Here is a 25,017-nt window from a genome sequence, read left to right as displayed (position 1 = left end):
CTTTCAGTCCAGCAAAATCACGGCCTTTGGTCGGTTTGATTGCGGAACCGATTAATCTTTTTCCTATGACGGACGACACAGGAGGCGCTGCGGCGGATTGCCGCGCCTCCTCCGTAGATTGCGTGACCTCGAAATGACCAAAAACCTGAAATTCAGCCACAAGATCCTGCTGGCCGCCGCCCTCGTCGTGGTGGCGGCCTTCACCGGCTTCGTCCTGTTCAACGACTATCGCCAGCGCCAGTCGCTGGAAGTCAGTACCGAAGCCTCGATGCAGGAACTGGGCACCCTGACTGCAGGCAACATCCGCACCTGGCTGGACAGCCGCATCCAGATCCTCGCCTCCTTCGCCCAGCAGGTGGCCGTCGATGGCCCTTCCAGGGACGCGCTGGGCCGCAGCCTGGCGCTGCCGGTGTACAACGCCAACTTCGCCCTCACCTACTTCGGCGGCAAGGACGGCGCCATGCAATCGGTGCCGGCCGGCAATCGCGCCGCCGACTACGACCCACGGGTGCGCGGCTGGTACAAGAGCGCCAGCGCCGCCGGCCAGACCATCGTCACCGAACCCTACATCTCGGCGTCCATGGGCAAGCTGGTGGTGACCATCGCCACCCCGGTGCAGCAGGCTGGGCAACTGATCGGCGTGGCCGGTGCGGACACCGCGCTGGACACCATCAGCGCCATCATCAACTCGCTGAACTTCGACGGCCACGGCCACGCCTTCATCGTCAACGGCGAGGGCAAGATCCTCATCCACCCCAATGGCGAGCTGGCCCTGAAAACCCTGGCGGACGCTTATCCACAGGGTGCGCCGGTGATCGGCAAGGGCCTGAAGGAAGTCGAGGTCGATGGCCGCAAGCAATTCATCGCCTTCACCCACATCGATGGCGTGCCGTCGGCGGACTGGTATGTCGCCCTAGTCCTCGACCAGGACGCCGCCTTCGCCATGCTCGGCGAGCTGCGCAGTTCCGCCGTAGTGGCGACCATCGCTGCGGTGCTGATCATCATCGCCCTGCTCGGCGTCCTGATCCGCGTGCTGATGGAGCCGCTGCACGTGATGGGCCGGGCCATGCACGATATCGCCGAGGGCAAGGGCGACCTGACCCGACGCCTGAACATCCACGCCCACGATGAGTTCGGCACCCTGGGCCAGTCGTTCAACCGTTTCGTCGAGCGTATCCACGAGTCGATCCGCGAAGTGTCCTCGGCCACCGGCCAGGTCAACGAAGTCGCGCTGCGGGTGATCAGCGCGTCCAACGCTTCGATCCACAATGCCGACCAGCAATCCAGCCGCACCAGCAGCGTGGCGGCGGCGATCAACGAGTTGGGCGCTGCCGCCCAGGAAATCGCCCAGAACGCCGCCCTCGCCTCGCAGCACTCCAGTGATGCGCGCAATCTGGCAGAAGACGGCCAGCAGGTGGTCGAGCAGACCATCCAGGTGATGAACCAGCTGTCGGCGAAGATCAGCGACTCCTGCGGCAATATCGAAACCCTGAACGCCAACACGGTGAATATCGGGCAGATCCTCGAAGTGATCGCCGGGATTTCCCAGCAGACCAACCTGCTGGCGCTCAACGCGGCGATCGAAGCGGCGCGGGCTGGCGAGGCGGGTCGCGGGTTCGCGGTGGTGGCGGACGAGGTGCGCAACCTGGCCCACCGCACCCAGGATTCGGCGCAGCAGGTGCAGCGGATCATCGAGGAGCTGCAATCCGGCGCCCAGGTGGCGGTGAACACCATGACCGAGAGCCAGCAGCAGAGCCAGCACAGCATGGGCATCGCCAACCAGGCAGGCGAACGCCTGGGCAGCGTGACCCAGCGTATCGGCGAGATCGACGGGATGAACCAGTCGGTGGCCACGGCGACCGAGGAACAGACAGCCGTGGTGGAGTCGATCAATGTCGACATCACCGAGATCAATACGCTGAATCAGGAAGGGGTTGAGAACCTGCAGGCGACGTTGCGGGCCTGCAATGACCTGGAGAGTCAGGTCGAAAGGCTGAAGCACCTGGTAGGAAGCTTCAGGATTTGACGGGTTGATCGCAATCCGTGTGGGAGCGGGTTTACCCGCGATGACGTTGGTGGTCACACCACCGCAATCGCGGGTAAACCCGCTCCCACATGGTGTTACAAGTCAGAACCGGGAACCCGGCTCCAGCAGGAAATCCATCTCTTCACTGGTGCTCGGCCGCCCCAGCACCAGGTTGCGGTGCGGGAAGCGCCCGAACCGTGCAATCACCCGCTGGTGCTGCTCGGCATAGTCGAGGAAGCCTTCGAACAGACGCCGGTCCGCCGTCGGCTGGGCATCCAGCAGGGTCTGGTAGCGCTCGACGCAGGTGTTCTGCCAGTCCAGCACCTCGGCATGCTCCAGCACCAGCAGGATGAACACCCGCTGCAGCGGCAGCAGCTGGTAGTCCCAGGCCCGGTCCAGGCCCTGCATCACCAGCACCTGGGCGCGACGGTCGCCATCGAAGGCGCGCGGGGTGTCGCGGTAGATCATCCGCGGCAGCTGGTCCAGCAACAGGACCAGCCCCAGCCAGCCCTGCGGGCTTTCCAGCCACTCTTCCAGGCCACCGGCCAGCGCCTGCTCGACCAGCGGGCCGAAGCGCTCCTGCGCCTCGGCGTCGTGCTGCTTGCCGAACCACAGCGTGCTCTTCTCGTCAGCCACGTCCTGGGGACTGGTGCCCCAACCGAACCACCACTCCAGCAAGGGCTGCCAAGGTGCGAGCATGGCGGGTTACTCCTGGTGATAACCGGTGACGCGCTGGACTTCCTCTTTCGAACCGAGGAACACCGCCACGCGCTGGTGCAGGCTTTCCGGCTCGATGTCGAGGATGCGCTGGGTACCGTCGGTGGACGCGCCACCGGCCTGCTCGATGATGAAGGACATCGGGTTGGCTTCGTACATCAGGCGCAGCTTGCCCGGCTTGGAAGGCTCACGGGCATCGCGCGGATACATGAACAGGCCGCCGCGGGTCAGGATGCGGTGCACGTCCGCAACCATCGAGGCGATCCAGCGCATGTTGTAGTTCTTCTTCAGCGGGCCGGTCTCGCCTTCCAGCAGTTCGCCGACGTAGCGCTTGACCGGGGCTTCCCAGTGGCGCTGGTTGGACATGTTGATGGCGAATTCGGCGGTGGTTTCCGGAACCTTGATGTTCTCGTGGGTCAGGACGAAGCTGCCCAGCTCGCGGTCCAGGGTGAAGCCCTTGACGCCGTTGCCCAGGGTCAGGATCAGCATGGTCTGAGGGCCGTAGATAGCGTAGCCGGCGGCGACCTGCTTGGTGCCTGGCTGCAGGAAGGCCTTTTCGTTCAGGCTTTCGTTCTGGCTCAGGTACTCGTTAGGGCAACGCAGTACCGAGAAGATGGTGCCGACGGAGACGTTGACGTCGATGTTCGACGAACCGTCCAGCGGGTCGAAGACCAGCAGGTACGCGCCTTTCGGGTACTTGCCCGGGATCTGGTAGGCGTTGTCCATCTCTTCCGAAGCCATGCCGGCCAGGTGGCCGCCCCACTCGTTGGCTTCGAGCAGGATGTCGTTGGAGATCACGTCCAGCTTCTTCTGGACTTCGCCCTGCACGTTCTCGGTGCCCATGCTGCCCAGCACGCCGCCGAGGGCGCCCTTGGACACGTTGTGGCTGATTTCCTTGCATGCGCGCGCCACCACTTCGATGAGGAAGCGCAGATCGGCAGGGGTGCTGTTGCTACGGGTCTGCTCAATCAGATAGCGACTCAGGGTAACGCGGGACATGTATGGCTCCGGAGGAATGGGGAAAAAATCCCACGCAGTTTACAGGGAGAGCACGGCGCGGGCGAGCAGTAGGACAACCCTGCCCGATCAGACGACACATTCGGCATCTGGTTCCGCGCCGGCGCCGGTCATTCCAGGGCGGTCCAGATTTCCCGGGCGTATTCGCCGATGGTCCGGTCCGACGAGAACCAGCCCATCCGCGCCGTGTTGAGCACCGCCGAGCGCCACCAGCGGTTGGGCTCGTGCCAGAGCTCGTCGACCCGCCGCTGCGCTTCCCAGTAGGCGTCGAAGTCGGCGCACAGGAGGAAGCGGTCGTAGGCCACCAGCGAGTCCACCAGGCCGACGTAGCGCGCCGGATCGTCCGGCGAGAAAACCCCGCCGCGGATCGCCTGGAGCACGTCGTTGAGCCGGTGCGAGGCGCCGATGGTCGGGCCGGCGGCGAAATCGCCATTGCGCTTGCGGCCTTCCACCTGCTGCGCGGTGAGGCCAAAGATGAACATGTGCTCGGCCCCGACCTGCTCGCACATCTCCACGTTGGCGCCGTCGAGGGTGCCGATGGTCAGCGCACCGTTGAGGCCGAACTTCATGTTGCTGGTGCCCGAGGCCTCGTAGCCGGCGGTGGATATCTGTTCGGACAGGTCCGCCGCCGGGATGATGCTTTCCGCCAGGCTGACGTTGTAGTTGGGCAGGAACACCACCTTGAGCAGGCCGCGCACGGTGGGATCGTTGTTGACCACCTTGGCGATGTCGTTGGCCAGCTTGATGATCAGCTTGGCCTGGTGATAGCTGGCTGCCGCCTTGCCGGCGAAGATCTTCACCCGTGGCACCCAGTCGGTGCCCGGCTCGGCGCGGATCGCCTGGTAGAGGGCGACGGTGTGCATCAGGTTGAGCAACTGGCGCTTGTACTCGTGGATGCGCTTGACCTGGACATCGAACATCGCCTCCGGATTGACGGTGATGCCCAGGCGCTCCTGGATGATGCTGGCCAGGGCACGCTTGCTGTGCAGGCGCTGCTCGGCGAATTTCTTGCGGAACGCGGCCTTGTCGGCGAAGGGTTCGAGCCCGCGCAGCCTGGTCTCGGGGTTGTCCAGCAGGTCCGGCCCCAGGGCATCCACCAGCATCGCGGTGAGCTGCGGATTGGCCTGGTAGAGCCAGCGGCGGAAGGTGATGCCGTTGGTCTTGTTGTTGATGCGTTCGGGATACAGCTTGTGCAGCTCGGAGAACACCGTGCTGCGCATCAGCTTGGTGTGCAACGCCGACACGCCGTTGACGCTGTGGGAGCCGAGGAACGCCAGGTTGCCCATGCGTACCCGGCGACCGTTGTCTTCCTCGATCAGCGACACCGCGCGCAGCACGTCGAAGTCATGGATGCCTTTGGCCCGCAGGGCATCGATATGGTAGGCGTTGATCAGGTAGATGATCTGCATGTGCCGCGGCAGCATGCGCTCCATCAGGCCCACCGGCCAGGTTTCCAGGGCCTCGGGCAGCAGGGTGTGGTTGGTGTAGGCCAGGGTGCCCACGGTCAGGCGCCAGGCGGCGTCCCACGGCACTTCGTGCTGGTCCACCAGCAGGCGCATCAGCTCGGCCACGGCGATCGACGGGTGGGTGTCGTTGAGCTGGATGGCGGCCTGCTCGGGCAGGTTGAGCAGGGTGTCGTGCATGTTCAGGTGACGGCGCAGCAGGTCCTGCAGCGAGGCCGAGACGAAGAAGTACTCCTGGCGCAGGCGCAGCTCCTGGCCGGCCTCGGTGCTGTCGGCCGGATACAGGACCCGGGAAATGCTCTCGGCGCGGGCCACCTCGGCGACGGCGCCGAGGTGGTCGCCGGCGTTGAAGCGCTCCAGATGCAGTTCTTCCAGGGCCCGCGCCCGCCACAGGCGCAGGGTGTTGACGCTGGCGCCACGCCAGCCGACCACCGGGGTGTCGTAGGCCACCGCACGCACGGTTTCCGCCGGCCACCAGACCTGGCGTGGCTCGCCCTCACCGACGCTGATGGTCTCGACCCGGCCGCCGAAGCTGATCGGGTAGATCACCTCGGCGCGCTCGAACTCCCAGGGGTTGCCGAAATCCAGCCAGTTCTCGGTCTGCTCCTGCTGCCAGCCATCCACCACCGCCTGGCGGAACAGGCCGTGTTCATAGCGGATGCCGTAGCCGTGGGCGGCGATGCCGAGGGTCGACATGCTTTCCATGAAGCACGCCGCCAGGCGGCCGAGGCCACCGTTGCCCAGTGCCGCGTCCGGTTCCAGCAGGCGGATGCGCTCAAGATCGACGTCCAGCCCTTCCAGCGCCTCGCGGGCCACGTCCAGCAGGCCGAGGTTGCTAAGGCTGTCGTAAAGCAGGCGACCGATGAGGAATTCCAGGGAGAGGTAATAGACCCGCTTCTGGCTGCTGCGGTAGATCTGCCGGGTGTGGTCCATCCAGTGATCGACCATGTGATCCCTGGCGGCCAGGGCGATGGCTTCGAACCAGTCGTGGTCGAAGGCGTGTTCCGGGTCCTTGCCGACCGCATAGGTCAGTTTTTCCAGTACGGCGGTGCGAAACGCGGCCACCTCTGCGTCACGAGCGTTCGTTTCCTGAGACATGCGGTGTCCTCGGGCGAGTTTGACGATTGCGGATGGAGATCTGACAGCCTAGACGGTTCGACACAGCGCGTCGGAGCTGGTTCGCCGGTTGTGCTGCAAAAGCGGGACCGGTGTGGGCGATTTCGCAAATGGTTGTTCACATTTTGATCAACTCCGGTATGATCGCGCGCCTTCCTATACCTATATGCCTGACCCCTGATGAAACCGACCCTGATCGCCGCCGCCGAGCTCGACCGTCTCGAAACGTGGCAGAAATACGCCAGCCACATGTGCGGCGGCTGCATGTCCACCTGCTGCACCTTGCCGGTGGAAGTGAAGTTGAAAGACCTGATTCGCATCGGCGTGGTGGACGAATTCGAAGTCGGCGATCCGCCGAAGAATATCGCCAAGCGTTTGCAGAAGGATGGCATCGTCGAGCGCTTCAACCAGAAGTCGGGGATCTTCACCCTGACCCGCATGAGCAACGACGACTGCCTCTATCTGGATCGCAAGACCCGGCTGTGCACCATTTACGACAAGCGCCCGGATACCTGCCGCAATCATCCGCGGGTGGGGCCACGGCCGGGGTATTGTGCGTACAAGCCGAAGCCGGTGAGCCGTTAGTCCAGGCCGACCCGCTCCCACAGGGGCCGCGTCGCTCTTCAGGCAAAAAAAAGCCCCCGGCCTTTCGACCGGGGGCTTTTTCATTTCAAGCCGGGCTTAGTTGGCCTTGGCTTTCTTGGCAGCGCGGGTACGCTCGCCTTCGTCGAGGATCTTCTTGCGCAGACGGATCGACTTCGGAGTCACTTCGCACAGCTCGTCGTCCTGGATGAATTCCAGGGCCTGTTCCAGGGTGAAACGAACCGGCGGAACCAGGGCGATGGTCTCGTCCTTGCCCGAAGCACGCATGTTGTCGAGCTTCTTGCCTTTGGTCGGGTTCACGCCCAGGTCGTTGTCACGGCTGTTCAGACCGACGATCTGACCGTTGTAGATCTCCTGGCCGTGCTCGACGAACAGCTTGCCGCGCGCCTGCAGGGTTTCCAGGGAGTAGGTCAGGGCCTTGCCGGTCTCGACCGAAACCAGGACGCCGTTCAGGCGGCCGGACATGTGGCCGGACTTCATGGTGTCGTAGCGATCGAAGATCGAGGTCAGGATGCCAGCACCGTTGGTCAGGGTCAGGAACTGGTTACGGAAACCGATCAGACCGCGAGCAGGGATGTTGTACTCCAGACGTACACGGCCCTTGCCATCCGGCGCCATGTTGGTCAGGTCGCCCTTACGCAGACCCATTTCTTCCATGACCTTGCCCTGGGATTCTTCAGGGATGTCGATGGTGACGTTTTCGAACGGCTCGTGCTTGGCGCCGTTGACTTCGCGGATGATCACTTCAGGACGGCCAACGGCCATCTCGAAGCCTTCGCGACGCATGGTTTCGATCAGTACCGAGAGGTGCAGCTCACCACGGCCGGAAACCTTGAACTTGTCGGCGGAGTCGCCTTCTTCAACGCGCAGTGCAACGTTGTACAGCAGTTCCTTGTCCAGACGCTCCTTGATGTTGCGGGAGGTCACGAACTTGCCTTCTTTACCGCAGAACGGCGAGTCGTTCACCTGGAAGGTCATGGAAACGGTCGGCTCGTCGACGGTCAGCGGCTTCATCGCTTCCACGGCGTCCGGGGAGCACAGGGTGTCGGAGATGAACAGCTCGTCGAAACCGCTGATGCAGACGATGTCGCCAGCCTGGGCTTCTTCGACGTCGACGCGGTGCAGGCCGTGGTGGCCCATCAGCTTCAGGATCCGGCCGTTGCGGCGCTTGCCGTCGGTGTCGATGGCGACGACCGGGGTGTTTGGCTTGACGCGACCACGGGCGATACGGCCAACACCGATGACACCCAGGAAGCTGTTGTAGTCCAGAGCGGAGATCTGCATCTGGAACGGACCATCACGGTCAACGGCCGGTGCTGGCACGTTGTCGACGATCGACTGGTACAGCGGGGTCATGTCTTCGGCCATCTCGGTGTGGTCCAGACCGGCGATGCCGTTCAGGGCCGAGGCGTAGACGACTTTGAAGTCCAGCTGTTCGTCGGTGGCACCGAGGTTGTCGAACAGGTCGAAGATCTGGTCCAGGACCCAGTCAGGACGCGCGCCCGGACGGTCGACCTTGTTGATCACGACGATCGGCTTCAGACCGGCTTCGAAGGCCTTCTTGGTCACGAAGCGGGTTTGCGGCATAGGGCCGTCCTGGGCGTCGACCAGCAGCAGCACGGAGTCGACCATCGACATCACGCGCTCTACTTCACCGCCGAAGTCGGCGTGGCCGGGGGTGTCGACGATGTTGATGTGGTAGCCATTCCAGTTGATGGCGGTGTTCTTCGCCAGAATGGTAATGCCGCGCTCTTTTTCCTGGTCGTTGGAGTCCATGACGCGCTCGTCGTTGAGCTCGTTACGCTCCAGGGTGCCGGACTGGCGCAGGAGTTTGTCGACCAGGGTGGTTTTACCATGGTCAACGTGGGCGATGATGGCGATGTTGCGCAGATTCTCAATCACTGTGTGTATCTCGATCTCAGGTATTCGGTGCCGCCGCCAGGGCAGCGGGTTTCAGTAAACGGAGCAGGAAATCCGGTCGGGAGGACGATGGCGAGAACGGTCGCCATCGTGCTTCCTAGGCGGGGCGATAAACGCGCACATTGGCGTGTCCCTCACTGAGCAGGTGATGAGCATGCAGGCGGCTCATGACACCTTTATCGCAATAGAGCAAATATTGACGGTTGGCATCCAGGTGCTTGAAGCGGCTGTTCAGGGCGTAGAACGGCACGGCCTGGACTTCGATGCCGTCGAGCTGCAGCGGTTCGTCTTCCTGGGCATCCGGGTGGCGGATGTCGATGACGATCTGGCCCGGCAGGGCTTCGCTCAGCTCTTCGACCTGGATGTCCTGGCCCAGTTCGTCGATCACGTTGTCGATGGAAATGTAGCGGGCGCGCTCCAGGGCGCGGTCCAGCACTTCCATGTCGAACTGCTTCTCTTCGTGGTCGACGCGATGGCGCTTGGCGCAGGTGGTCGGGTTCACCGAGATCACGCCGCAGTATTCCGGCATGTGCTTGGCGAACTCGGCGGTGCCGATTTCATTGGCCTGGTCGATGATGTCCTGCTTGTGGCTGGCCAGCAGCGGGCGCAGCACCAGCTTGTCGGTGGCCGAGTCGATCACCGCGAGGTTCGGCAGGGTCTGGCTGGAAACCTGGGAAATCGCCTCGCCGGTGACCAGCGCATCGATTTCAAGGCGGTCGGCCACTCGTTCAGCGGCGCGCAGCATCATGCGCTTGAGGGTCACGCCCATGTAGCTGTTGTCGACCTTGCCGAGGATCTCGCCGACCACTTCCTCGAACGGCACGCTGACGAACAGCACGCGCTGGCTGCTGCCGTACTTCTTCCACAGGTAGTGGGCGACTTCCATCACCCCCAGCTCGTGGGCGCGGCCGCCGAGGTTGAAGAAGCAGAAATGGGTCATCAGGCCGCGGCGCATCATCTGGAAGGCGGCGACGGTGGAGTCGAAGCCACCGGACATCAGCACCAGGGTCTGCTCCAGCGCACCCAGCGGGTAGCCGCCGATGCCCTTGTGCTGGTTGTGGATCACGTAGAGGCGCTTGTCGCGCACTTCGATACGCACTTCCACTTCCGGATTGCGCAGGTCGATGCCGGCGGCACCGCACTGCTGGCGCAGCTGGCTGCCGACATAACGGTCGACGTCCATCGAGGTGAAGTCGTGATGCCCGCCGCGCTTGCAGCGCACGGCGAAGCGTTTGCCGGCCAGCAGGTGGCCGAAGTGCGTCTTGCACTTGGCGACGATGTCGTCGAAGTCGCCCAGCGGGTATTCGTCGACCTGCAGGAAATGCGCGATCCCCGGCATGCAGGTCAGGCGCTCGGTCATCTCGCGCAATACTTTCTCGTCCTCGATGCGGGTGACCACTTCGAGGTTGTCCCAGACGCCGTCGACCTTGACCTCAGGGTCCAGCTCGCGCAGCACCGCACGGATGTTACGGCCGAGCTGGCGGATGAACCGCTTGCGGACCGGGCGGCTCTTGATGGTGATTTCTGGAAAGACTTTGACGATCAGTTTCATGGAAAACAGCGCGCGAGCGGCCAGCCGAAAAAGGGGGGCGCGGATTATAGCGGAAATTGCTCAAGGTTTGACCAACTTTTGTCCGACCGCTTTATCACGCACCAATTTGGTTCATTTCTGCTTTTCGACGCATCCAAAGGGTGCATAAAAAATCGATATTTCCTACAGAAAGGGCTGAAACGCGAGAAAACGGGGCATAAATCCCATTTCCGGGCACTGGCATGCAATTTGCTCCCTTGTGATGCAGGTTGCCCTGGCCGACTATTCGCGCCCGGCATCACCCAAATTGAAGGGCTGCACAGGCACGCTCTACCCCACCCGGAGGACACTATGTCGAAGTCGGTTCAACTCATCAAAGATCATGACGTCAAGTGGATTGATCTGCGCTTCACCGATACCCGCGGCACTCAGCACCACGTGACCATGCCAGCTCGTGACGCGCTGGATGATGACTTCTTCGAAGTCGGCAAGATGTTCGACGGTTCCTCCATCGCTGGCTGGAAGGGCATCGAAGCCTCCGACATGATCCTGATGCCGGTCGACGACACCGCCGTCCTGGACCCGTTCACCGAAGAGCCGACCCTGATCCTGGTCTGCGACATCATCGAACCTTCCAGCATGCAAGGCTACGATCGCGACCCACGTGCGATCGCCAAGCGCGCCGAGGAATACCTGAAGAGCACCGCCATCGGTGACACCGTCTTCGCCGGTCCCGAGCCAGAGTTCTTCATCTTCGACGAAGTGAAGTTCAAGTCCGACATCTCCGGCTCGATGTTCAAGATCTTCTCCGAGCAAGGTTCCTGGATGTCCGACCAGGACGTCGAAGGCGGCAACAAAGGCCACCGTCCAGGCGTCAAGGGCGGCTACTTCCCGGTTCCGCCGTTCGACCACGACCACGAAATCCGTACCGCCATGTGCAACGCACTGGAAGAGATGGGCCAGGTCGTCGAAGTTCACCACCACGAAGTGGCGACTGCCGGCCAGAACGAAATCGGCGTCAAGTTCAACACCCTGGTGAAGAAGGCTGACGAAGTCCAGACCCTGAAGTACGTCGTGCACAACGTTGCCGATGCCTACGGCCGCACCGCGACCTTCATGCCGAAGCCTCTGTACGGCGACAACGGCTCGGGCATGCACGTGCACATGTCGATCTGGAAAGACGGCAAGAACACCTTCTCCGGTGAAGGCTATGCCGGCCTGTCCGACACCGCCCTGTACTTCATCGGCGGCATCATCAAGCACGGCAAGGCCCTGAACGGTTTCACCAACCCGTCGACCAACTCCTACAAGCGTCTGGTCCCAGGCTTCGAAGCCCCGGTCATGCTGGCCTACTCGGCTCGCAACCGTTCCGCCTCGATCCGTATTCCTTACGTCGGCAGCCCTAAGGCCCGTCGTATCGAAGCCCGCTTCCCGGATCCGGCTGCCAACCCGTACCTGGCCTTCGCTGCACTGCTGATGGCCGGCCTGGACGGTATCCAGAACAAGATCCACCCAGGCGATGCAGCGGACAAGAACCTGTACGACCTGCCACCAGAAGAAGCCAAGGAAATCCCGCAAGTGTGCGGCAGCCTGAAAGAGGCCCTGGAAGAACTGGACAAAGGCCGTGCGTTCCTGACCAAGGGCGGCGTGTTCTCCGACGACTTCATCGATGCCTACATCGCGCTGAAATCGGAAGAGGAAATCAAGGTCCGTACCTTCGTGCACCCACTGGAATACGAGCTGTACTACAGCTGCTGATCCAGTGACGCTCGCGCAAGCGGCGTAGCATGTGGAAAAGGCCTCCTTCGGGAGGCCTTTTTCGTACTGACTCCTGCGAAACACCCGATATTTTCTGCCTCTGCCTCCGTCCATGCTAGCTCGCTCTTCATTCAAGCGAGGTTCACATGGTCCGCCCAATTGCTCTGCTCGCCCTGCTGCTTCCCCTGGCCGGTTGCAGTACTCCAGTCGTCGATGGAAAACCCGAAACCACCGTTCTACTCCAGGCCAGCCAGGCTTGGGACGGAACGCGCTACCAGTCATATCCCGGCGGCCAGCCACAGCTGACCCTGTTGAAAATCCTCATCCCACCTCGCACCACCCTCGACTGGCACCAGCATCCCATGCCGAATGCCGGCTACCTTCTGGCCGGTGAATTACTGGTAGAGACCCACGATGCAAAACACCTGACCCTGCTCAAGGCCGGCGACGCACTGGCCGAAACTGTCGGTCGCACCCATCGCGGAAGGACCGGCGAGCAAGCCGCCGAGCTGATCGTGTTCTACGCCGGCAACACGACACTGCCACTGAGCCAGGCAGACCCCGACCAAGCATCGGCCCCGCACGTCAGTCCATGAAAGAGAACCCTTCGAATGCTCTCACCTGCTTTGAAACAACTGCTCACCAGCGACCTGGAAGTCCGCATCATGCGCTGGGTACTGGTGCTGATCTTCGCCATCTTCGGATACAGCAAATGGTTTCCCTATGAAGCCCAGGGGTTGCTGCCACTTATCGGCAACAGCCCGCTGCTTTCCTGGATGCATCAGTTGTTTGGCATACAGGGGGCAAGCTATGCGCTCGGTGTCGCCGAATGGGCGATCGCGCTGGGGCTCGCCATTGGTGCATGGCTACCCAGGGTATCGGTCGTTGCGGCAGCGGCTTCTTGCCTCACCTACCTGACCACCCTGACTCTCATCTTCAGTTCGCCCAACGCATGGGAAGCTTCTGCGGGCGGCTTTCCGGCGATGGGCGGCTCCACGTCGTTCCTGATCAAGGATGCGGTGCTGCTGGCGGGTTCGATCTTGCTGCTCAAGAGCGGCCTGCTGCAGGTCACCGGCACCTGCCCGAAACACAAATAGAAAGCCTCCGCGTCGGGGCTGGAGAGTGATTCCAGCCCCGACATGCAAAGCCCCGCTCTTTCCCCCGATTCACGCCAATGGCGATTTCCAGCCAGGTAACCCCTCCGAAGCCATTGCTCTATATTGGTGCGCTATAAAAGCAATACAGGGCATGCGTATCCCATTTTGGGTCACCAATACCCTCCGGCCCGGCCGTTTCCTAGCCTTTTTCGGGCAGATTCAGTGTTTTCTCCGGGTTTTCCGCTTCTTTTTGGAGCCTTGGTTTGCTTTTTGCATTTTCCCAGGATCAGCGAATGACCAACGTTCGCGCCCCCGGCCCCTAGCAGGTCGACATGTGCCAAAAGAGGTCAAAGACGCCACATGACCATCAGCGATGCACTGCACCGGTTACTACTGGACAACCTGACCACCGCCACCATCCTGCTCAACGCCGAACTGCGCCTTGAGTACATGAACCCGGCGGCGGAAATGCTCCTGGCCATCAGCGGCCAGCGCAGCCATGGCCAGTTCATCAGCGAACTCTTCACCGAGTCCAGCGAGGCCCTCAACTCCCTGCGCCAGGCGGTGGAACACGCCCACCCCTTCACCAAGCGCGAAGCCCAGCTGACCTCGCTGACCGGCCAGAGCCTGACCGTCGACTACGCCGTCACGCCGATCCTCAACAACGGCCGCACCCTGCTCCTGCTCGAAGTCCACCCCCGTGACCGCCTCCTGCGCATCACCAAGGAGGAGGCCCAGCTGTCCAAGCAGGAAACCACCAAGATGCTGGTGCGCGGCATGGCCCACGAAATCAAGAACCCCCTCGGCGGTATCCGCGGCGCAGCCCAGTTGCTGGCCCGCGAGCTGCCCGACGACGGGCTCAAGGACTACACCAACGTCATCATCGAAGAGGCCGACCGCCTGCGGAACCTGGTGGACCGCATGCTCGGCTCGAACAAGCTGCCGCTGCTGGCACCGACCAACATCCACGAAGTGCTGGAACGGGTCTGCAGCCTGGTCGAGGCGGAAAGCCAGGGTGGCATCACCCTGGTGCGCGACTACGACCCGAGCCTGCCCGACGTGCTGATCGACCGCGAACAGATGATCCAGGCAGTGCTCAACATCGTGCGCAACGCCATGCAGGCGATCAGCGGCCAGAACGAGCTGCGCCTGGGCCGCATCACCCTGCGCAGCCGGGCCATGCGCCAGTTCACCATCGGCCATGTGCGCCATCGCCTGGTGGCCAAGATCGAGATCATCGACAACGGCCCGGGCATTCCTGCGGAACTGCAGGACACCCTCTTCTATCCCATGGTCAGCGGCCGCCCGGACGGCACCGGGCTGGGCCTGGCCATCACCCAGAACATCATCAGCCAGCACCAGGGCCTGATCGAGTGTGACAGCCACCCGGGCCACACCACCTTCTCGATCTTCCTGCCACTGGAACAAGGAGCCGCTTCCTCATGAGCCGTAGTGAAACCGTCTGGATCGTCGACGACGACCGCTCCATCCGCTGGGTTCTGGAAAAAGCCTTGCAACAGGAAGGCATGACCACCCAGAGCTTCGACAGTGCCGATGGCGTCATGAGCCGCCTTGCCCGCCAGCAGCCGGACGTGATCATCTCGGACATCCGCATGCCCGGGGCCAGCGGCCTCGACCTGCTGGCGCAGATCCGCGAGCAGCATCCGCGCCTGCCGGTGATCATCATGACCGCCCACTCCGACCTGGACAGCGCGGTGGCGTCCTACCAGGGCGGTGCCTTCGAGTACCTGCCCAAGCCGTTCGACGTCGACGAGGCGGTATCGTTGGTCAAGCGCGCCAACCAGCATGCCCAGGAGCAGCAGGGCATGGACGTCCCGCCGACCCTGACCCGCACCCCGGAGATCATCGGTGAAGCCCCGGCGATGCAGGAGGTGTTCCGCGCCATCGGCCGCCTCAGCCATTCCAACATCACCGTGCTGATCAACGGCGAGTCCGGGACCGGCAAGGAACTGGTGGCCCACGCCCTGCACCGTCACAGCCCGCGCGCGGCAGCGCCGTTCATCGCGCTGAACATGGCGGCGATCCCCAAGGACCTGATGGAGTCCGAGCTGTTCGGCCATGAGAAAGGCGCCTTCACCGGCGCGGCCAACCTGCGCCGTGGTCGCTTCGAGCAAGCCGACGGCGGCACCCTGTTCCTCGACGAGATCGGCGACATGCCGGCCGACACCCAGACCCGCCTGCTGCGGGTGCTGGCCGATGGCGAGTTCTACCGCGTCGGCGGCCATACCCCGGTGAAAGTGGACGTGCGCATCATCGCCGCGACCCACCAGAACCTGGAAACCCTGGTCCAGGCCGGCAAGTTCCGTGAAGACCTGTTCCACCGCCTGAACGTGATCCGCATCCATATCCCGCGCCTGGCCGACCGCCGCGAGGACATCCCGACCCTGGCCCGCCACTTCCTTGGCCGCGCGGCCCAGGAGCTGGCGGTGGAACCGAAGCTGCTCAAGGCGGAAACCGAGGAGTTCATCCGCAACCTGCCGTGGCCAGGCAACGTGCGCCAGCTGGAAAACACCTGCCGCTGGATCACCGTCATGGCCTCCGGCCGCGAAGTGCATATCGGCGACCTGCCACCGGAGCTGCTGAGCCTGCCGCAGGACGCCGCACCAGTGACCAACTGGGAGCAGGCGCTGCGCCAGTGGGCTGACCAGGCCCTGACCCGAGGCCAGTCGAGCCTGCTGGACAGCGCAGTGCCGAGCTTCGAGCGGATCATGATCGAGACCGCCCTCAAGCACACCGCCGGCCGCCGTCGCGACGCCGCGATATTGCTGGGCTGGGGCCGCAACACCCTGACCCGCAAGATCAAGGAACTGGGCATGAAGGTGGACGGTGGCGACGACGGGGACGACGAAGAGTCCTGATTCGCCAGCGCAAAGAACGCGGGGCCGGCGCCTGTCACGAGCGATTCGTGAGCAGGCCCGGCCCCGCGGTCGTTTCAGCCGAGTGGCGGCATGATTGCCCCATTCCTGAACCGAAACGAGCCCCGACGCACCGCCGCAAGGCAAAAACCTTGCAAATCCCCCCTGAAAACCCTGCCTGATACGCTGAAAGCCTTGTTTTCACTGGCTTTCGCAAAGTTGGCACAGGGCCTGCATTAATACAGATATCTCCAGTTTTGGGGACCTTGGTACAGGCAGGCCGGGGAATCCCCTCTTTTATTCGTGCAGTCTCACCTGCACTCGCCAGCGGTCCTCCACTGACTCGCCCGCCCAGCGGGCTTGCAGTGGACGGGCCGCCACCAGGCTCAGCAGCAAACCTCCATCCGTCTTGCGCAGTCGCCAGCTCACCGGCTTCCCGTCGTAGCTCAGCTGGCCTTTCTGACCCTTCCCCTGCGCATCGAACAACAGCGCCACGGTGCCATCCACCATCTCGCCGTGCAGCTTGGGTTCTTCGTTGAACCACAGGTCCAGGCCACCGGCGACCACCTCGATGCGTTCCAGCTCGCGAGGCTCGGGTGCGGTCAGGCGACCGATCATCAGCCCCACCAGCATGCCGAACAGGGCCAGGGAAAACAGGACCCGCGGCCAGTATTTCGAGCGCGGGTCCGGCTCCTCAGGAGTAGAATGCGCGTCATCTTTATGCTCGGAGCCGTGCATGTTTCACGTGATCCTTTTTCAACCAGAAATTCCGCCGAATACCGGCAACATTATCAGGCTCTGCGCCAACAGCGGCTGCGACCTGCACCTGATCGAGCCCCTGGGCTTCGAACTGGACGACAAACGCCTGCGCCGCGCGGGCCTGGACTATCACGAGTACGCCACGCTCAAGCGCCATGCCGACCTGGCCTCGTGCCTGGAGAGCCTTGGGCAGCCGCGCCTGTTCGCCTTCACCACCAAGGGTTCGCAGCCCTTCCATGAAGTGGCGTTCGAACCGGGAGATGCTTTCCTGTTCGGGCCGGAGAGCCGTGGACTGCCGACGGAGGTGCTGGATGCGCTGGAAAGCGGGCAGCGCCTGCGCCTGCCGATGCGGCCGGGGTGCCGCAGCCTGAACCTGTCCAATACCGTCGCTGTGGCGGTTTACGAGGCCTGGCGCCAGCAAGGTTTCACCTGACGCGGACCTGTGGGAGCGGGTTCACCCGCGATTGCGATGCTGAACCCACTGCAGCAATCGCGGGTGACCCCGCTCCCACAGGGTCCGCGTCCAGCTTTCCGCCATAAAAAAACGCCCCGAAGGGCGCTTTCTCATACCACCAACGCTTACTGCAGCGAAGGCGCTTCGCCAGCTTCCTGCATGCGCTGCATTTCCTGCGCGTACAGAGCGTCGAAGTTGACCGGGGACAACATCAGCGCCGGGAACGAACCACGGGTGACCAGGCTGTCCAGGGCTTCGCGAGCGTAAGGGAACAGGATGTTCGGGCAGAACGCGCCCAGGGTGTGGCTCATCGAGGCCGCATCCAGGTTCTTGATCAGGAAGATACCGGCCTGCTGGACTTCAGCGATGAAGGCCACTTCGTCAGCGTTCTTCACGGTGACCGACAGGGTCAGGACCACTTCGTGGAAGTCGCCTTCCAGGCCTTTCTGCTTGGTGTTCAGGTCCAGGGAAACGCTCGGCTCCCACTGCTGGCGGAAGATCGCCGGGCTTTTCGGCGCTTCGAACGACAGGTCACGCACATAGATGCGCTGCAGGGAGAATTGTGGTGCGTTGTCTTCGGCAGCGCCGTTGTTTTGCTCGGTCATGGCAGATCCTTCCTTGCAGGGTCTTTAGAGGGTTTGGGAGTTCAAGCGTTGAGCAGGGCGTCCAGCTTGCCGGCGCGCTCCAGCGCATAGAGGTCGTCGCAACCACCGACGTGGGTAGTACCGATCCAGATCTGCGGCACCGAGGTGCGGCCGGCCTTCTGGGCCATGTCCGCGCGCACCTGGGGCTTGCCGTCGACCTTGATTTCTTCGAAGGCCACGCCTTTGCTCGACAGCAGCTGCTTGGCGCGCATGCAGTAAGGGCAGTAGTCGCTGGAGTAGATGGTGACCTGGGTCATATCACTTCACCAGCGGCAGGTTGTCGGCTTTCCAGCTCGACACGCCACCGGACAGCTTGGCAGCGGTGAAACCGGCCTTGAGCAGGTCGCGGCACACGGCGCCAGCATGCTGGCCCATGTTGTCGACCACGATCAGGGTCTTGCTGCCCTTGTGCTTTTCCAGCTCGCCGATACGGGCGGCGAACTTGTCCTGCGGGATGTTCAGCGCACCGACGATATGGCCGGCGGAGTATTCCTTGCTCGAACGGATGTCGATCACCACGCCCTTGTCGCCGTTGACCAGCGCGGTCAGCTCGCCGTTGCTCAGGCTGCGGCCGCCCTTGCGCGCTTCGGTGACGATCAGCAGGACCAGCAGAACCAGGAAGATAGCAACCAGCAGGTAGTGATTTGTCGCGAATTCAATCAGATGAGCAACCATCGGAGGGTGTTCCAGGTCATAGAAAATGGCGGCCAGTATACACAGCAGCCATTGGCCGCCAAACCCCGTCGACAGGGGTTGCCGACAGTAATTCTCATCTCGCCGCTGCAGCCCGTCGGCCAGGCGATACGCGGAATTCGTCACGACTGGCCAATTTGCCCTAAAATGCGGTCCTTTCTCATCTACAACCGTGAGTAGATTTTGATGACGAGCACGCCCAAGCCTTTGGTCCTGATCATCCTGGATGGTTTCGGTCACAGCGAAAGCCCCGAGTACAACGCCATCTTCGCCGCCAACACCCCGGTCTACGATCGCCTGCGCGCCACCCAGCCGCACGGCCTGATCTCCGGGTCCGGCATGGATGTCGGCCTGCCCGACGGGCAAATGGGCAACTCAGAGGTCGGCCACATGAACCTCGGCGCCGGCCGGGTCGTGTACCAGGACTTCACCCGGGTGACCAAGGCCATCCGCGACGGCGAGTTCTTCGAAAACCCGGTGCTCACCGGCGCAGTAGATAAGGCAGCGAGCGCCGGCAAGGCCGTGCACATCCTCGGCCTGCTCTCCGACGGCGGCGTGCACAGCCACCAGGACCACATCGTGGCCATGGCCGAACTGGCCGCGCAGCGCGGTGCCGAGCGCATCTACCTGCACGCCTTCCTCGACGGCCGCGACACCCCGCCGCGCAGCGCGCAATCCTCCATCGAACTGCTCGACGCCACCTTCGCCAGGCTGGGCAAGGGCCGCATCGCCAGCCTGATCGGCCGTTACTACGCAATGGACCGCGACAATCGCTGGGACCGCGTCAGCGCCGCCTACAACCTGATCGTCGACAGCGTCGCCGAGTACAGCACCGACACCGCCCTGGCCGGCCTGGAAGCGGCCTACGCCCGTGACGAGAGCGACGAATTCGTCAAGGCCACCCGCATCGGCGAGGCAGTGAAGGTCGAGGACGGCGACGCCGTGATCTTCATGAACTTCCGCGCCGACCGCGCCCGCGAGATCTCCCGCGTGTTCGTCGAGCCCGACTTCAACGAATTCCCGCGCGCGCGCCTGCCCAAGCTGGCGGCCTACATCGGCCTGACCCAGTACTCGGCGAAGATCCCGGCGCCGGCGGCCTTCGCCCCGTCCAGCCTGCACAACGTGCTCGGCGAATACCTGGCGAACAACGGCAAGACCCAGCTGCGCATCGCCGAGACCGAGAAATACGCCCACGTCACCTTCTTCTTCTCCGGCGGGCGCGAAGAGCCGTTCGAAGGCGAAGAGCGCATCCTGATCCCGTCGCCGAAGGTCGCCACCTATGACCTGCAGCCGGAAATGAGCGCGCCGGAAGTCACCGACCGTATCGTCGAGGCCATCGAACAGCAGCGCTACGACGTGATCGTGGTCAACTACGCCAACGGCGACATGGTCGGCCATACCGGCGTGTTCGAGGCTGCGGTCAAGGCGGTCGAGGCCCTGGACGGCTGTGTCGGCCGCATCACCGAGGCGCTGGACAAGGTCGGCGGCGAGGCCCTGATCACCGCAGACCACGGCAACGTCGAGCAGATGGAAGACGAGTGCACCGGCCAGGCGCACACTGCCCACACCACCGAACCGGTGCCGTTCATCTATTACGGCAAGCGTGACCTCAAGGTCCGTGAGGGCGGCGTGCTGGCCGATGTGGCACCGACCATGCTGACCCTGATGGGCATGGAGATTCCGGCGGAAATGACCGGCACCTCGATCCTGGTCAAAGCCTGATTTACCGACGCTGGACTCGTTGACCAGCGCAGACTTGTGGGAGCGGGTTCACCCGCGATTGCGTCAGTGGATTCACCATTGCAATCGCGGCGGTCCGGCGTCCCGGTGAACCCGCTCACAAGGTCCGCGTCGCCCAATGGGCCCTTGTTCCAGACCAATGCCCCATCGGGGCGTTTTTTTTGCCGCCAGCGGCGGGCATACTAGACCGGTCTCCATCCCCTGGTTATCGCCATTCCATGCTCCGCGCCCTGATCGTTCTAGCCCTGACCTGCCTGCTCGGCCCGGCCTTCGCCGACGAGCGCGCGCAAACCCAGCAGCAACTGGACGCCACGCGCCAGGACATCGCCGAGCTGAAAAAGAAGCTCGGAGCGCTGCAGGAAGAGAAATCCGGCGTGCAGAAAGACCTGCGCGGCACAGAAACCGATATCGGCAAGCTGGAGAAGCAGGTGGAGGACCTGCAGAAAGAACTAAAAAAGAGCGAGGGCGAACTGGAGCGCCTCGACACTGAAAAGAAAAAACTCCAGTCCGCCCGCACCGAACAGCAACGACTGATCGCCATCCAGGCCCGCTCCGCCTACCAGAACAATGGCCGCGAGGAATACCTCAAGCTGCTGCTCAACCAGCAGAACCCGGAGAAATTCGCCCGGACGCTCACCTATTACGACTACCTGAGCAAGGCCCGTCTCGAACAGCTGCGCAGCTTCAACGAGACCCTGCGCCAGCTGGCCAACGTCGAGAAGGACATCGCCCAGCAGCAGGCCCAGTTGCTGGTCCAGCAAGGCACCCTCGACGCCCAGCGCCAGGAGCTGGAAAAGGTCCGTGCCGAGCGTCAGGAAATCCTCGCCAGACTCAACAGCAACCTGAAGAACAACGACCAGAAGCTCGCCGCCCGCGAACAGGAACAGGCCGAGCTGGGCAAGGTGCTCAAGACCATCGAGGAAACCCTCGCCCGCCAGGCCCGGGAAGCCGAGGAAGCACGCCAGCGTGCCCTGCTGGCCGAGCAGGAGGCCGAGAAGAAACGCCAGCGCGAGGCCGCCCTGGCCGCTCGCGAAGCCCGCGAGCCACGCAACGACGACGAACCGAAAAAGCCGGTACGCACCCCTGGCCCGCTGGTTTCCAGCGACGGCGCGGTGTACGGCGGCGCATTTTCCGCGGTGCGGGGAAAACTTCCATGGCCGGTCAATGGTCGATTGTTGGCACGCTTCGGTGAAAGCCGCGGCGAGGATTCCCGGGCCAAATGGGACGGCGTGATGATCAGCGCTTCGGCCGGCAGCCAGGTGCATGCGGTGCACGGCGGACGCGTGGTGTTCGCCGACTGGTTGCGCGGGGCTGGACTTCTGGTCATTCTCGACCATGGTAACGGTTACCTCAGCCTGTACGGTCACAACCAGACCCTGCTCAAGGGCGCTGGCGACATCGTCAAGGCTGGCGAGGCAATCTCCACCGTCGGCAACAGCGGTGGACAGAGCACCCCGGCGTTGTACTTCGCCATCCGCCAGCAGGGTCAACCCACCGACCCCACGCAGTGGTGCCGCGGTCAAGGATAGGCTTTACCTTTTTTCACGCGCCGCCCGTAGTGTTCGGCGCGAGGCTCCTCACGGGGCACACACAGGATCAGGAGTTCGTTCGACATGCTGCATTCGCCTCGCCTTACTTCGCTGGCCCTGGCCGTCGCATTGGTCAGCGGCGCGTCCCTGGCCTTCGCCGCCGAGCCGGCCAAGCCCGCCGCGGCGGTCGCGCCGACCACGGTGACGGCCAAGGCGCCGCTGCCGCTGGACGAGCTGCGCACCTTCGCCGAGGTGCTGGACCGGGTCAAGGCCGCCTATGTCGAGCCGGTGGATGACAAGACCCTGCTGGAAAACGCCATCAAGGGCATGCTCAGCAACCTCGATCCGCACTCCGCCTACCTCGGCCCGGAAGATTTCCAGGAGCTGCAGGAAAGCACCAGCGGCGAATTCGGCGGCCTCGGCATCGAGGTCGGCATGGAAGACGGCTTCGTCAAGGTGGTCTCGCCGATCGACGACACCCCGGCGTCCCGCGCCGGCATCGAGGCCGGCGACCTGATCGTGAAGATCAACGGCGCCCCGACCCGCGGCCAGACCATGACCGAAGCCGTGGACAAGATGCGCGGCAAGATCGGCGAGAAGATCACCCTGACCCTGGTCCGCGACGGCGGCACGCCGTTCGACGTGACCCTGGCCCGCGCCACCATCCAGGTGAAGAGCGTGAAGAGCCAGTTGCTGGAATCCGGCTACGGCTACATCCGCATCACCCAGTTCCAGGTCAAGACCGGCGAGGAAGTCGGCAAGGCCCTGGCCAAGCTGCGCAAGGACAACAACGGCAAGCTGCGCGGCCTGGTCCTCGACCTGCGCAACAACCCCGGCGGCGTGCTGCAGTCGGCGGTGGAAGTGGCCGACCACTTCCTGACCAAGGGCCTGATCGTCTACACCAAGGGCCGCATCCCCAACTCCGAGCTGCGCTTCTCCGCCGACCCGGCCGACGCCAGCGAAGGCGTGCCGCTGGTGGTGCTGATCAACGGTGGCAGCGCCTCGGCGGCGGAGATCGTCGCCGGCGCCCTGCAGGACCAGAAACGCGGCGTGCTGATGGGCACCGACAGCTTCGGCAAGGGCTCGGTACAGACCGTGCTGCCGCTGAACAACGACCGCGCCCTGAAGATCACCACCGCGCTGTACTACACCCCCAACGGCCGCTCGATCCAGGCCCAGGGCATCGTCCCGGACATCGAGGTCAGCCGGGCCAGGATCACCCGCGAGCAGGACACCGAGAACTTCAAGGAAGCCGACCTGCAGGGCCACCTGGGCAACGGCAACGGCGGCGCCGATCGTCCGTCCGCCAGCAAGGCCAGCGGTGCGAGCAAGAAGGAGCGTCCGCAGGACGATGACTTCCAGCTCAGCCAGGCCCTCAGCCTGCTCAAGGGACTGAGCATCACCCGCGACAAGTGATGCGCGCGTTCTGCCTCGCCTTCTTCTGCCTGCTGGCCGGCGCCGTTCACGCGGCACCGGCCACGGCGCAGAAAGCCTACCTGAGCATCATCATCGACGACCTTGGCCAGAGCCCGGCCAAGGATTCTCGCACCCTGGCCCTGCCCGGCCCGGTGACCATGGCGATCATGCCCGACACCCCGCACGCCACCGACTTCGCCCGCCAGGCCCACAAGGCCGGGCGCACGGTGATCCTGCACATGCCCATGGACCCGGCCACCGGCCCCTACGCCTGGCACCCGGGCACGCCGCTGCCGGAACTGGAGCAGCGCCTGGATGCCGCGCTGGCCAAGGTCCCCTATGCCGCCGGGGTCAACAACCACATGGGTAGCCGCATGACCGCGCAACCGGAGGCCATGGCCTGGCTGATGGGCGAGTTACAGCGGCGTGACCTGTTCTTCGTCGACAGCCGCACCAGCGCCGCCACCGTGGCGGCGGCCAAGGCCCAGGCCATCGGCTTGGCCAGCGTGTCGCGGGATGTCTTCCTCGATGACGAGCGCACGCCCGAGGCGATTGCCGGGCAACTGCGCCTGGCCGTGGAGACAGCCCGCAAACAGGGCACTGCAGTGGCGATCGGGCACCCTTATCCACAGACCCTGGAGGTGCTGGAGCGCGAACTGCCCAGGCTCAAGGCCCAGGGCGTGGAGCTGATCGAATTGCGGCAGATGATCGGCGAGCGCAGCAACCGCGCCATGCCCGCCCACGGCAAGGGCGGGATCTACAGGTAGCGGGCGAAGGTGGCGTCGACGAAGCCGTCTTCGCGCATCTGGTTCAGGCTGTCCTGGAGCTTCTTCACCACCTCGTCCGGCACGCTCTTGTTCAGCGCCAGGTAGAGCTGCGTGCCGTTGAAGCGAAGCACGGTCTTGAACGCGGTCATGCCGATCTGCCGCGCCAGGTAGCGGCCGGCGGGGTCACCGGTGGCCCAGAGGTCGATTTCACCGCTGGAGAGCTTCTTCGCGTTGTCCTGGTCGCGCAGCACCAGCACGGGTTTCAGCCCACTCTTCTGCAGGCTTTCGGCGATGGCGTCGCCCTTGTAGGCGCCGATGCGCAGGCCCTTGGCCTGTTCCAGGTTGTCCAGCTGCAGCGTGCTGCCGGCACGGGCCAGCAACACCCAGTCGTCCGGGCCCAAGGGGCCGACCCACTTGAACAATGGTTCGCGGTCCGGCTGGCGGGCGAGGACGAAGACGCCGTGGTTGGGGGTGTCCTTGGCCTGTTGATAAACCCGGGTCCAGGGGAAGCGCAGGGTCATGCTGTAGGGAACATCGGCGCGGCGGAACATCTCGCGCACCAGGTCGGCGGCAATGCCCTGGATTTCCGTCTCGCGGGCGAAACTCCTGCCGTCGCTGGACATGTTGTAGGGCGGGAAGTTTTCGGTGAGCAGGACCAGGGGTTCGCTGGCGTGGGCGGCCGTGGTCAGGGAGAGCAGGAGGAGGAGTCGGGCAAGCATGGGGAGACCTTCAAAGATCAGAGCACATCCGCACTGCCACGCGATGCACTTTGTGGGAGCGGGTTTACCCGCGATTGCGATAGTGAATTCACCGCCGCAATCGCGGGTGAACCCGCTCCCACAAGTTCCCAATGAATCAATGAGTTAGGCGGTGCTCCATGAGAGCGGGTCT

General features: G+C 63.6%; 22 protein-coding genes and 1 pseudogene. 13 read left to right on the top strand and 10 right to left on the bottom strand.

What is annotated here, in order from left to right:
- Window positions 1-133 precede the first annotated feature (133 nt).
- Window positions 134-1,171, top strand: a pseudogene (locus V0R59_RS32005) (HAMP domain-containing protein); the annotation flags it as partial.
- Window positions 1,172-1,195: 24 nt separating this feature from the next.
- Window positions 1,196-2,026 (top strand): methyl-accepting chemotaxis protein, encoded by an 831-nt coding sequence (locus tag V0R59_RS32000; RefSeq protein WP_375547392.1) that lies wholly within the window; start codon window positions 1,196-1,198, stop codon window positions 2,024-2,026.
- A gap of 102 nt (window positions 2,027-2,128) precedes the next feature.
- On the opposite strand, the gene V0R59_RS19560 is transcribed toward V0R59_RS32000, so the two are convergent.
- From V0R59_RS19560 to V0R59_RS19550, 3 genes are all read right to left on the bottom strand, one after another.
- Window positions 2,129-2,725 (bottom strand): DUF924 family protein, encoded by a 597-nt coding sequence (locus V0R59_RS19560; RefSeq protein WP_330076026.1) that lies wholly within the window; start codon window positions 2,723-2,725, stop codon window positions 2,129-2,131.
- 6 nt (window positions 2,726-2,731) lie between these two features.
- Window positions 2,732-3,742 (bottom strand): class 1 fructose-bisphosphatase, encoded by a 1,011-nt coding sequence (locus V0R59_RS19555; RefSeq protein WP_330076025.1) that lies wholly within the window; start codon window positions 3,740-3,742, stop codon window positions 2,732-2,734.
- A 128-nt stretch (window positions 3,743-3,870) separates the two neighbouring features.
- Complete coding sequence (locus tag V0R59_RS19550; RefSeq protein ID WP_330076024.1) at window positions 3,871-6,321, bottom strand: glycogen/starch/alpha-glucan phosphorylase; 2,451 nt, start codon at window positions 6,319-6,321, stop codon at window positions 3,871-3,873.
- A gap of 198 nt (window positions 6,322-6,519) precedes the next feature.
- Here V0R59_RS19550 and V0R59_RS19545 point away from each other — a divergent pair, with 198 nt between their 5' ends.
- Window positions 6,520-6,924 (top strand): YkgJ family cysteine cluster protein, encoded by a 405-nt coding sequence (locus tag V0R59_RS19545; RefSeq protein ID WP_330076023.1) that lies wholly within the window; start codon window positions 6,520-6,522, stop codon window positions 6,922-6,924.
- Between the two features lie 96 nt (window positions 6,925-7,020).
- Here V0R59_RS19545 and typA read toward each other — a convergent pair whose 3' ends face one another.
- Complete coding sequence (typA, locus tag V0R59_RS19540) at window positions 7,021-8,844, bottom strand: translational GTPase TypA (RefSeq protein WP_330076022.1); 1,824 nt, start codon at window positions 8,842-8,844, stop codon at window positions 7,021-7,023.
- A 115-nt stretch (window positions 8,845-8,959) separates the two neighbouring features.
- Window positions 8,960-10,414 carry a tRNA uracil 4-sulfurtransferase ThiI gene (thiI, locus tag V0R59_RS19535; protein ID WP_330076021.1) on the bottom strand — a complete coding sequence of 485 codons (1,455 nt, stop codon included), beginning with the start codon at window positions 10,412-10,414 and terminating at the stop codon, window positions 8,960-8,962.
- Between the two features lie 330 nt (window positions 10,415-10,744).
- On the opposite strand from thiI, the gene glnA reads away from it, so the two are divergent.
- The 5 genes from glnA (at window position 10,745) to ntrC (ending at window position 16,127) form a co-directional block, all read left to right on the top strand.
- The gene (gene glnA, locus V0R59_RS19530; protein WP_330076020.1) at window positions 10,745-12,151 is read left to right on the top strand and encodes a type I glutamate--ammonia ligase; all 1,407 of its coding nucleotides are present in this window, start codon (window positions 10,745-10,747) and stop codon (window positions 12,149-12,151) included.
- 146 nt (window positions 12,152-12,297) lie between these two features.
- Window positions 12,298-12,747, top strand: a complete 450-nt coding sequence (locus tag V0R59_RS19525) for a cupin domain-containing protein (RefSeq protein ID WP_330076019.1) — start codon at window positions 12,298-12,300, stop codon at window positions 12,745-12,747.
- Between the two features lie 15 nt (window positions 12,748-12,762).
- Window positions 12,763-13,248: a YkgB family protein gene (locus V0R59_RS19520; protein ID WP_330076018.1), complete on the top strand. Its 486-nt coding sequence runs from the start codon at window positions 12,763-12,765 to the stop codon at window positions 13,246-13,248.
- A gap of 360 nt (window positions 13,249-13,608) precedes the next feature.
- Window positions 13,609-14,694 carry a nitrogen regulation protein NR(II) gene (gene glnL, locus V0R59_RS19515; protein ID WP_330076017.1) on the top strand — a complete coding sequence of 362 codons (1,086 nt, stop codon included), beginning with the start codon at window positions 13,609-13,611 and terminating at the stop codon, window positions 14,692-14,694.
- A complete protein-coding gene (gene ntrC / locus V0R59_RS19510) occupies window positions 14,691-16,127 on the top strand; it encodes a nitrogen regulation protein NR(I) (RefSeq protein WP_330076016.1) in 1,437 nt (478 codons plus the stop codon). Before glnL ends, ntrC begins: the two co-directional genes overlap by 4 nt.
- Window positions 16,128-16,421: 294 nt before the next feature.
- Here ntrC and V0R59_RS19505 read toward each other — a convergent pair whose 3' ends face one another.
- The gene (locus V0R59_RS19505) at window positions 16,422-16,862 is read right to left on the bottom strand and encodes a hypothetical protein (protein ID WP_330076015.1); all 441 of its coding nucleotides are present in this window, start codon (window positions 16,860-16,862) and stop codon (window positions 16,422-16,424) included.
- Here V0R59_RS19505 and trmL point away from each other — a divergent pair.
- The gene (gene trmL / locus V0R59_RS19500; RefSeq protein WP_330076014.1) at window positions 16,861-17,316 is read left to right on the top strand and encodes a tRNA (uridine(34)/cytosine(34)/5-carboxymethylaminomethyluridine(34)-2'-O)-methyltransferase TrmL; all 456 of its coding nucleotides are present in this window, start codon (window positions 16,861-16,863) and stop codon (window positions 17,314-17,316) included. The genes V0R59_RS19505 and trmL overlap by 2 nt on opposite strands.
- A gap of 146 nt (window positions 17,317-17,462) precedes the next feature.
- Here the strand turns inward: trmL and secB are convergent, their stop codons facing one another.
- The 3 genes from secB to V0R59_RS19485 are packed head-to-tail and all read right to left on the bottom strand — an operon-like array spanning window position 17,463 to window position 18,656.
- Complete coding sequence (gene secB, locus V0R59_RS19495; protein WP_330076013.1) at window positions 17,463-17,942, bottom strand: protein-export chaperone SecB; 480 nt, start codon at window positions 17,940-17,942, stop codon at window positions 17,463-17,465.
- Between the two features lie 41 nt (window positions 17,943-17,983).
- Window positions 17,984-18,238: a glutaredoxin 3 gene (gene grxC / locus V0R59_RS19490; RefSeq protein WP_330076012.1), complete on the bottom strand. Its 255-nt coding sequence runs from the start codon at window positions 18,236-18,238 to the stop codon at window positions 17,984-17,986.
- A 1-nt stretch (window position 18,239) separates the two neighbouring features.
- Window positions 18,240-18,656 (bottom strand): rhodanese-like domain-containing protein, encoded by a 417-nt coding sequence (locus tag V0R59_RS19485; RefSeq protein WP_330076011.1) that lies wholly within the window; start codon window positions 18,654-18,656, stop codon window positions 18,240-18,242.
- Window positions 18,657-18,860: 204 nt separating this feature from the next.
- Here V0R59_RS19485 and gpmI point away from each other — a divergent pair, with 204 nt between their 5' ends.
- The 4 genes from gpmI to V0R59_RS19465 all read left to right on the top strand — a co-directional run bounded on the left by gpmI (window position 18,861) and on the right by V0R59_RS19465 (window position 24,126).
- Window positions 18,861-20,396: a 2,3-bisphosphoglycerate-independent phosphoglycerate mutase gene (gpmI, locus tag V0R59_RS19480; RefSeq protein ID WP_330076010.1), complete on the top strand. Its 1,536-nt coding sequence runs from the start codon at window positions 18,861-18,863 to the stop codon at window positions 20,394-20,396.
- A 236-nt stretch (window positions 20,397-20,632) separates the two neighbouring features.
- Window positions 20,633-21,943 carry a murein hydrolase activator EnvC family protein gene (locus V0R59_RS19475; protein WP_330076009.1) on the top strand — a complete coding sequence of 437 codons (1,311 nt, stop codon included), beginning with the start codon at window positions 20,633-20,635 and terminating at the stop codon, window positions 21,941-21,943.
- An 84-nt stretch (window positions 21,944-22,027) separates the two neighbouring features.
- Complete coding sequence (locus tag V0R59_RS19470) at window positions 22,028-23,359, top strand: S41 family peptidase (RefSeq protein ID WP_330076008.1); 1,332 nt, start codon at window positions 22,028-22,030, stop codon at window positions 23,357-23,359.
- A complete protein-coding gene (locus V0R59_RS19465) occupies window positions 23,359-24,126 on the top strand; it encodes a divergent polysaccharide deacetylase family protein (protein WP_330076007.1) in 768 nt (255 codons plus the stop codon). The genes V0R59_RS19470 and V0R59_RS19465 overlap by 1 nt, the downstream gene beginning before the upstream one ends.
- On the opposite strand, the gene V0R59_RS19460 is transcribed toward V0R59_RS19465, so the two are convergent.
- Window positions 24,117-24,845 (bottom strand): substrate-binding periplasmic protein, encoded by a 729-nt coding sequence (locus V0R59_RS19460; RefSeq protein WP_330076006.1) that lies wholly within the window; start codon window positions 24,843-24,845, stop codon window positions 24,117-24,119. The genes V0R59_RS19465 and V0R59_RS19460 overlap by 10 nt on opposite strands.
- Between the last annotated feature and the right edge of the window lie 172 nt (window positions 24,846-25,017).

Origin of the sequence: Pseudomonas ulcerans (assembly GCF_036324125.1) — a bacterium.
Lineage (GTDB): Bacteria > Pseudomonadota > Gammaproteobacteria > Pseudomonadales > Pseudomonadaceae > Aquipseudomonas > Aquipseudomonas ulcerans.
This window is presented reverse-complemented; position numbering and strand designations above follow the sequence as displayed.

What these genes read in the sequence shown, in the direction of transcription:
- V0R59_RS19560 (WP_330076026.1), bottom strand. Translation starts at nt 2,725, where the DNA reads ATGCTCGCACCTTGGCAGCCCTTGCTGGAGTGGTGGTTCGGTTGGGGC.
- V0R59_RS19555 (WP_330076025.1), bottom strand. Translation starts at nt 3,742, where the DNA reads ATGTCCCGCGTTACCCTGAGTCGCTATCTGATTGAGCAGACCCGTAGC.
- V0R59_RS19550 (WP_330076024.1), bottom strand. Translation starts at nt 6,321, where the DNA reads ATGTCTCAGGAAACGAACGCTCGTGACGCAGAGGTGGCCGCGTTTCGC.
- V0R59_RS19545 (WP_330076023.1), top strand. Translation starts at nt 6,520, where the DNA reads ATGAAACCGACCCTGATCGCCGCCGCCGAGCTCGACCGTCTCGAAACG.
- thiI (WP_330076021.1), bottom strand. Translation starts at nt 10,414, where the DNA reads ATGAAACTGATCGTCAAAGTCTTTCCAGAAATCACCATCAAGAGCCGC.
- glnA (WP_330076020.1), top strand. Translation starts at nt 10,745, where the DNA reads ATGTCGAAGTCGGTTCAACTCATCAAAGATCATGACGTCAAGTGGATT.
- V0R59_RS19525 (WP_330076019.1), top strand. Translation starts at nt 12,298, where the DNA reads ATGGTCCGCCCAATTGCTCTGCTCGCCCTGCTGCTTCCCCTGGCCGGT.
- V0R59_RS19520 (WP_330076018.1), top strand. Translation starts at nt 12,763, where the DNA reads ATGCTCTCACCTGCTTTGAAACAACTGCTCACCAGCGACCTGGAAGTC.
- glnL (WP_330076017.1), top strand. Translation starts at nt 13,609, where the DNA reads ATGACCATCAGCGATGCACTGCACCGGTTACTACTGGACAACCTGACC.
- ntrC (WP_330076016.1), top strand. Translation starts at nt 14,691, where the DNA reads ATGAGCCGTAGTGAAACCGTCTGGATCGTCGACGACGACCGCTCCATC.
- trmL (WP_330076014.1), top strand. Translation starts at nt 16,861, where the DNA reads ATGTTTCACGTGATCCTTTTTCAACCAGAAATTCCGCCGAATACCGGC.
- V0R59_RS19505 (WP_330076015.1), bottom strand. Translation starts at nt 16,862, where the DNA reads ATGCACGGCTCCGAGCATAAAGATGACGCGCATTCTACTCCTGAGGAG.
- secB (WP_330076013.1), bottom strand. Translation starts at nt 17,942, where the DNA reads ATGACCGAGCAAAACAACGGCGCTGCCGAAGACAACGCACCACAATTC.
- grxC (WP_330076012.1), bottom strand. Translation starts at nt 18,238, where the DNA reads ATGACCCAGGTCACCATCTACTCCAGCGACTACTGCCCTTACTGCATG.
- V0R59_RS19485 (WP_330076011.1), bottom strand. Translation starts at nt 18,656, where the DNA reads ATGGTTGCTCATCTGATTGAATTCGCGACAAATCACTACCTGCTGGTT.
- gpmI (WP_330076010.1), top strand. Translation starts at nt 18,861, where the DNA reads ATGACGAGCACGCCCAAGCCTTTGGTCCTGATCATCCTGGATGGTTTC.
- V0R59_RS19475 (WP_330076009.1), top strand. Translation starts at nt 20,633, where the DNA reads ATGCTCCGCGCCCTGATCGTTCTAGCCCTGACCTGCCTGCTCGGCCCG.
- V0R59_RS19470 (WP_330076008.1), top strand. Translation starts at nt 22,028, where the DNA reads ATGCTGCATTCGCCTCGCCTTACTTCGCTGGCCCTGGCCGTCGCATTG.
- V0R59_RS19465 (WP_330076007.1), top strand. Translation starts at nt 23,359, where the DNA reads ATGCGCGCGTTCTGCCTCGCCTTCTTCTGCCTGCTGGCCGGCGCCGTT.
- V0R59_RS19460 (WP_330076006.1), bottom strand. Translation starts at nt 24,845, where the DNA reads ATGCTTGCCCGACTCCTCCTCCTGCTCTCCCTGACCACGGCCGCCCAC.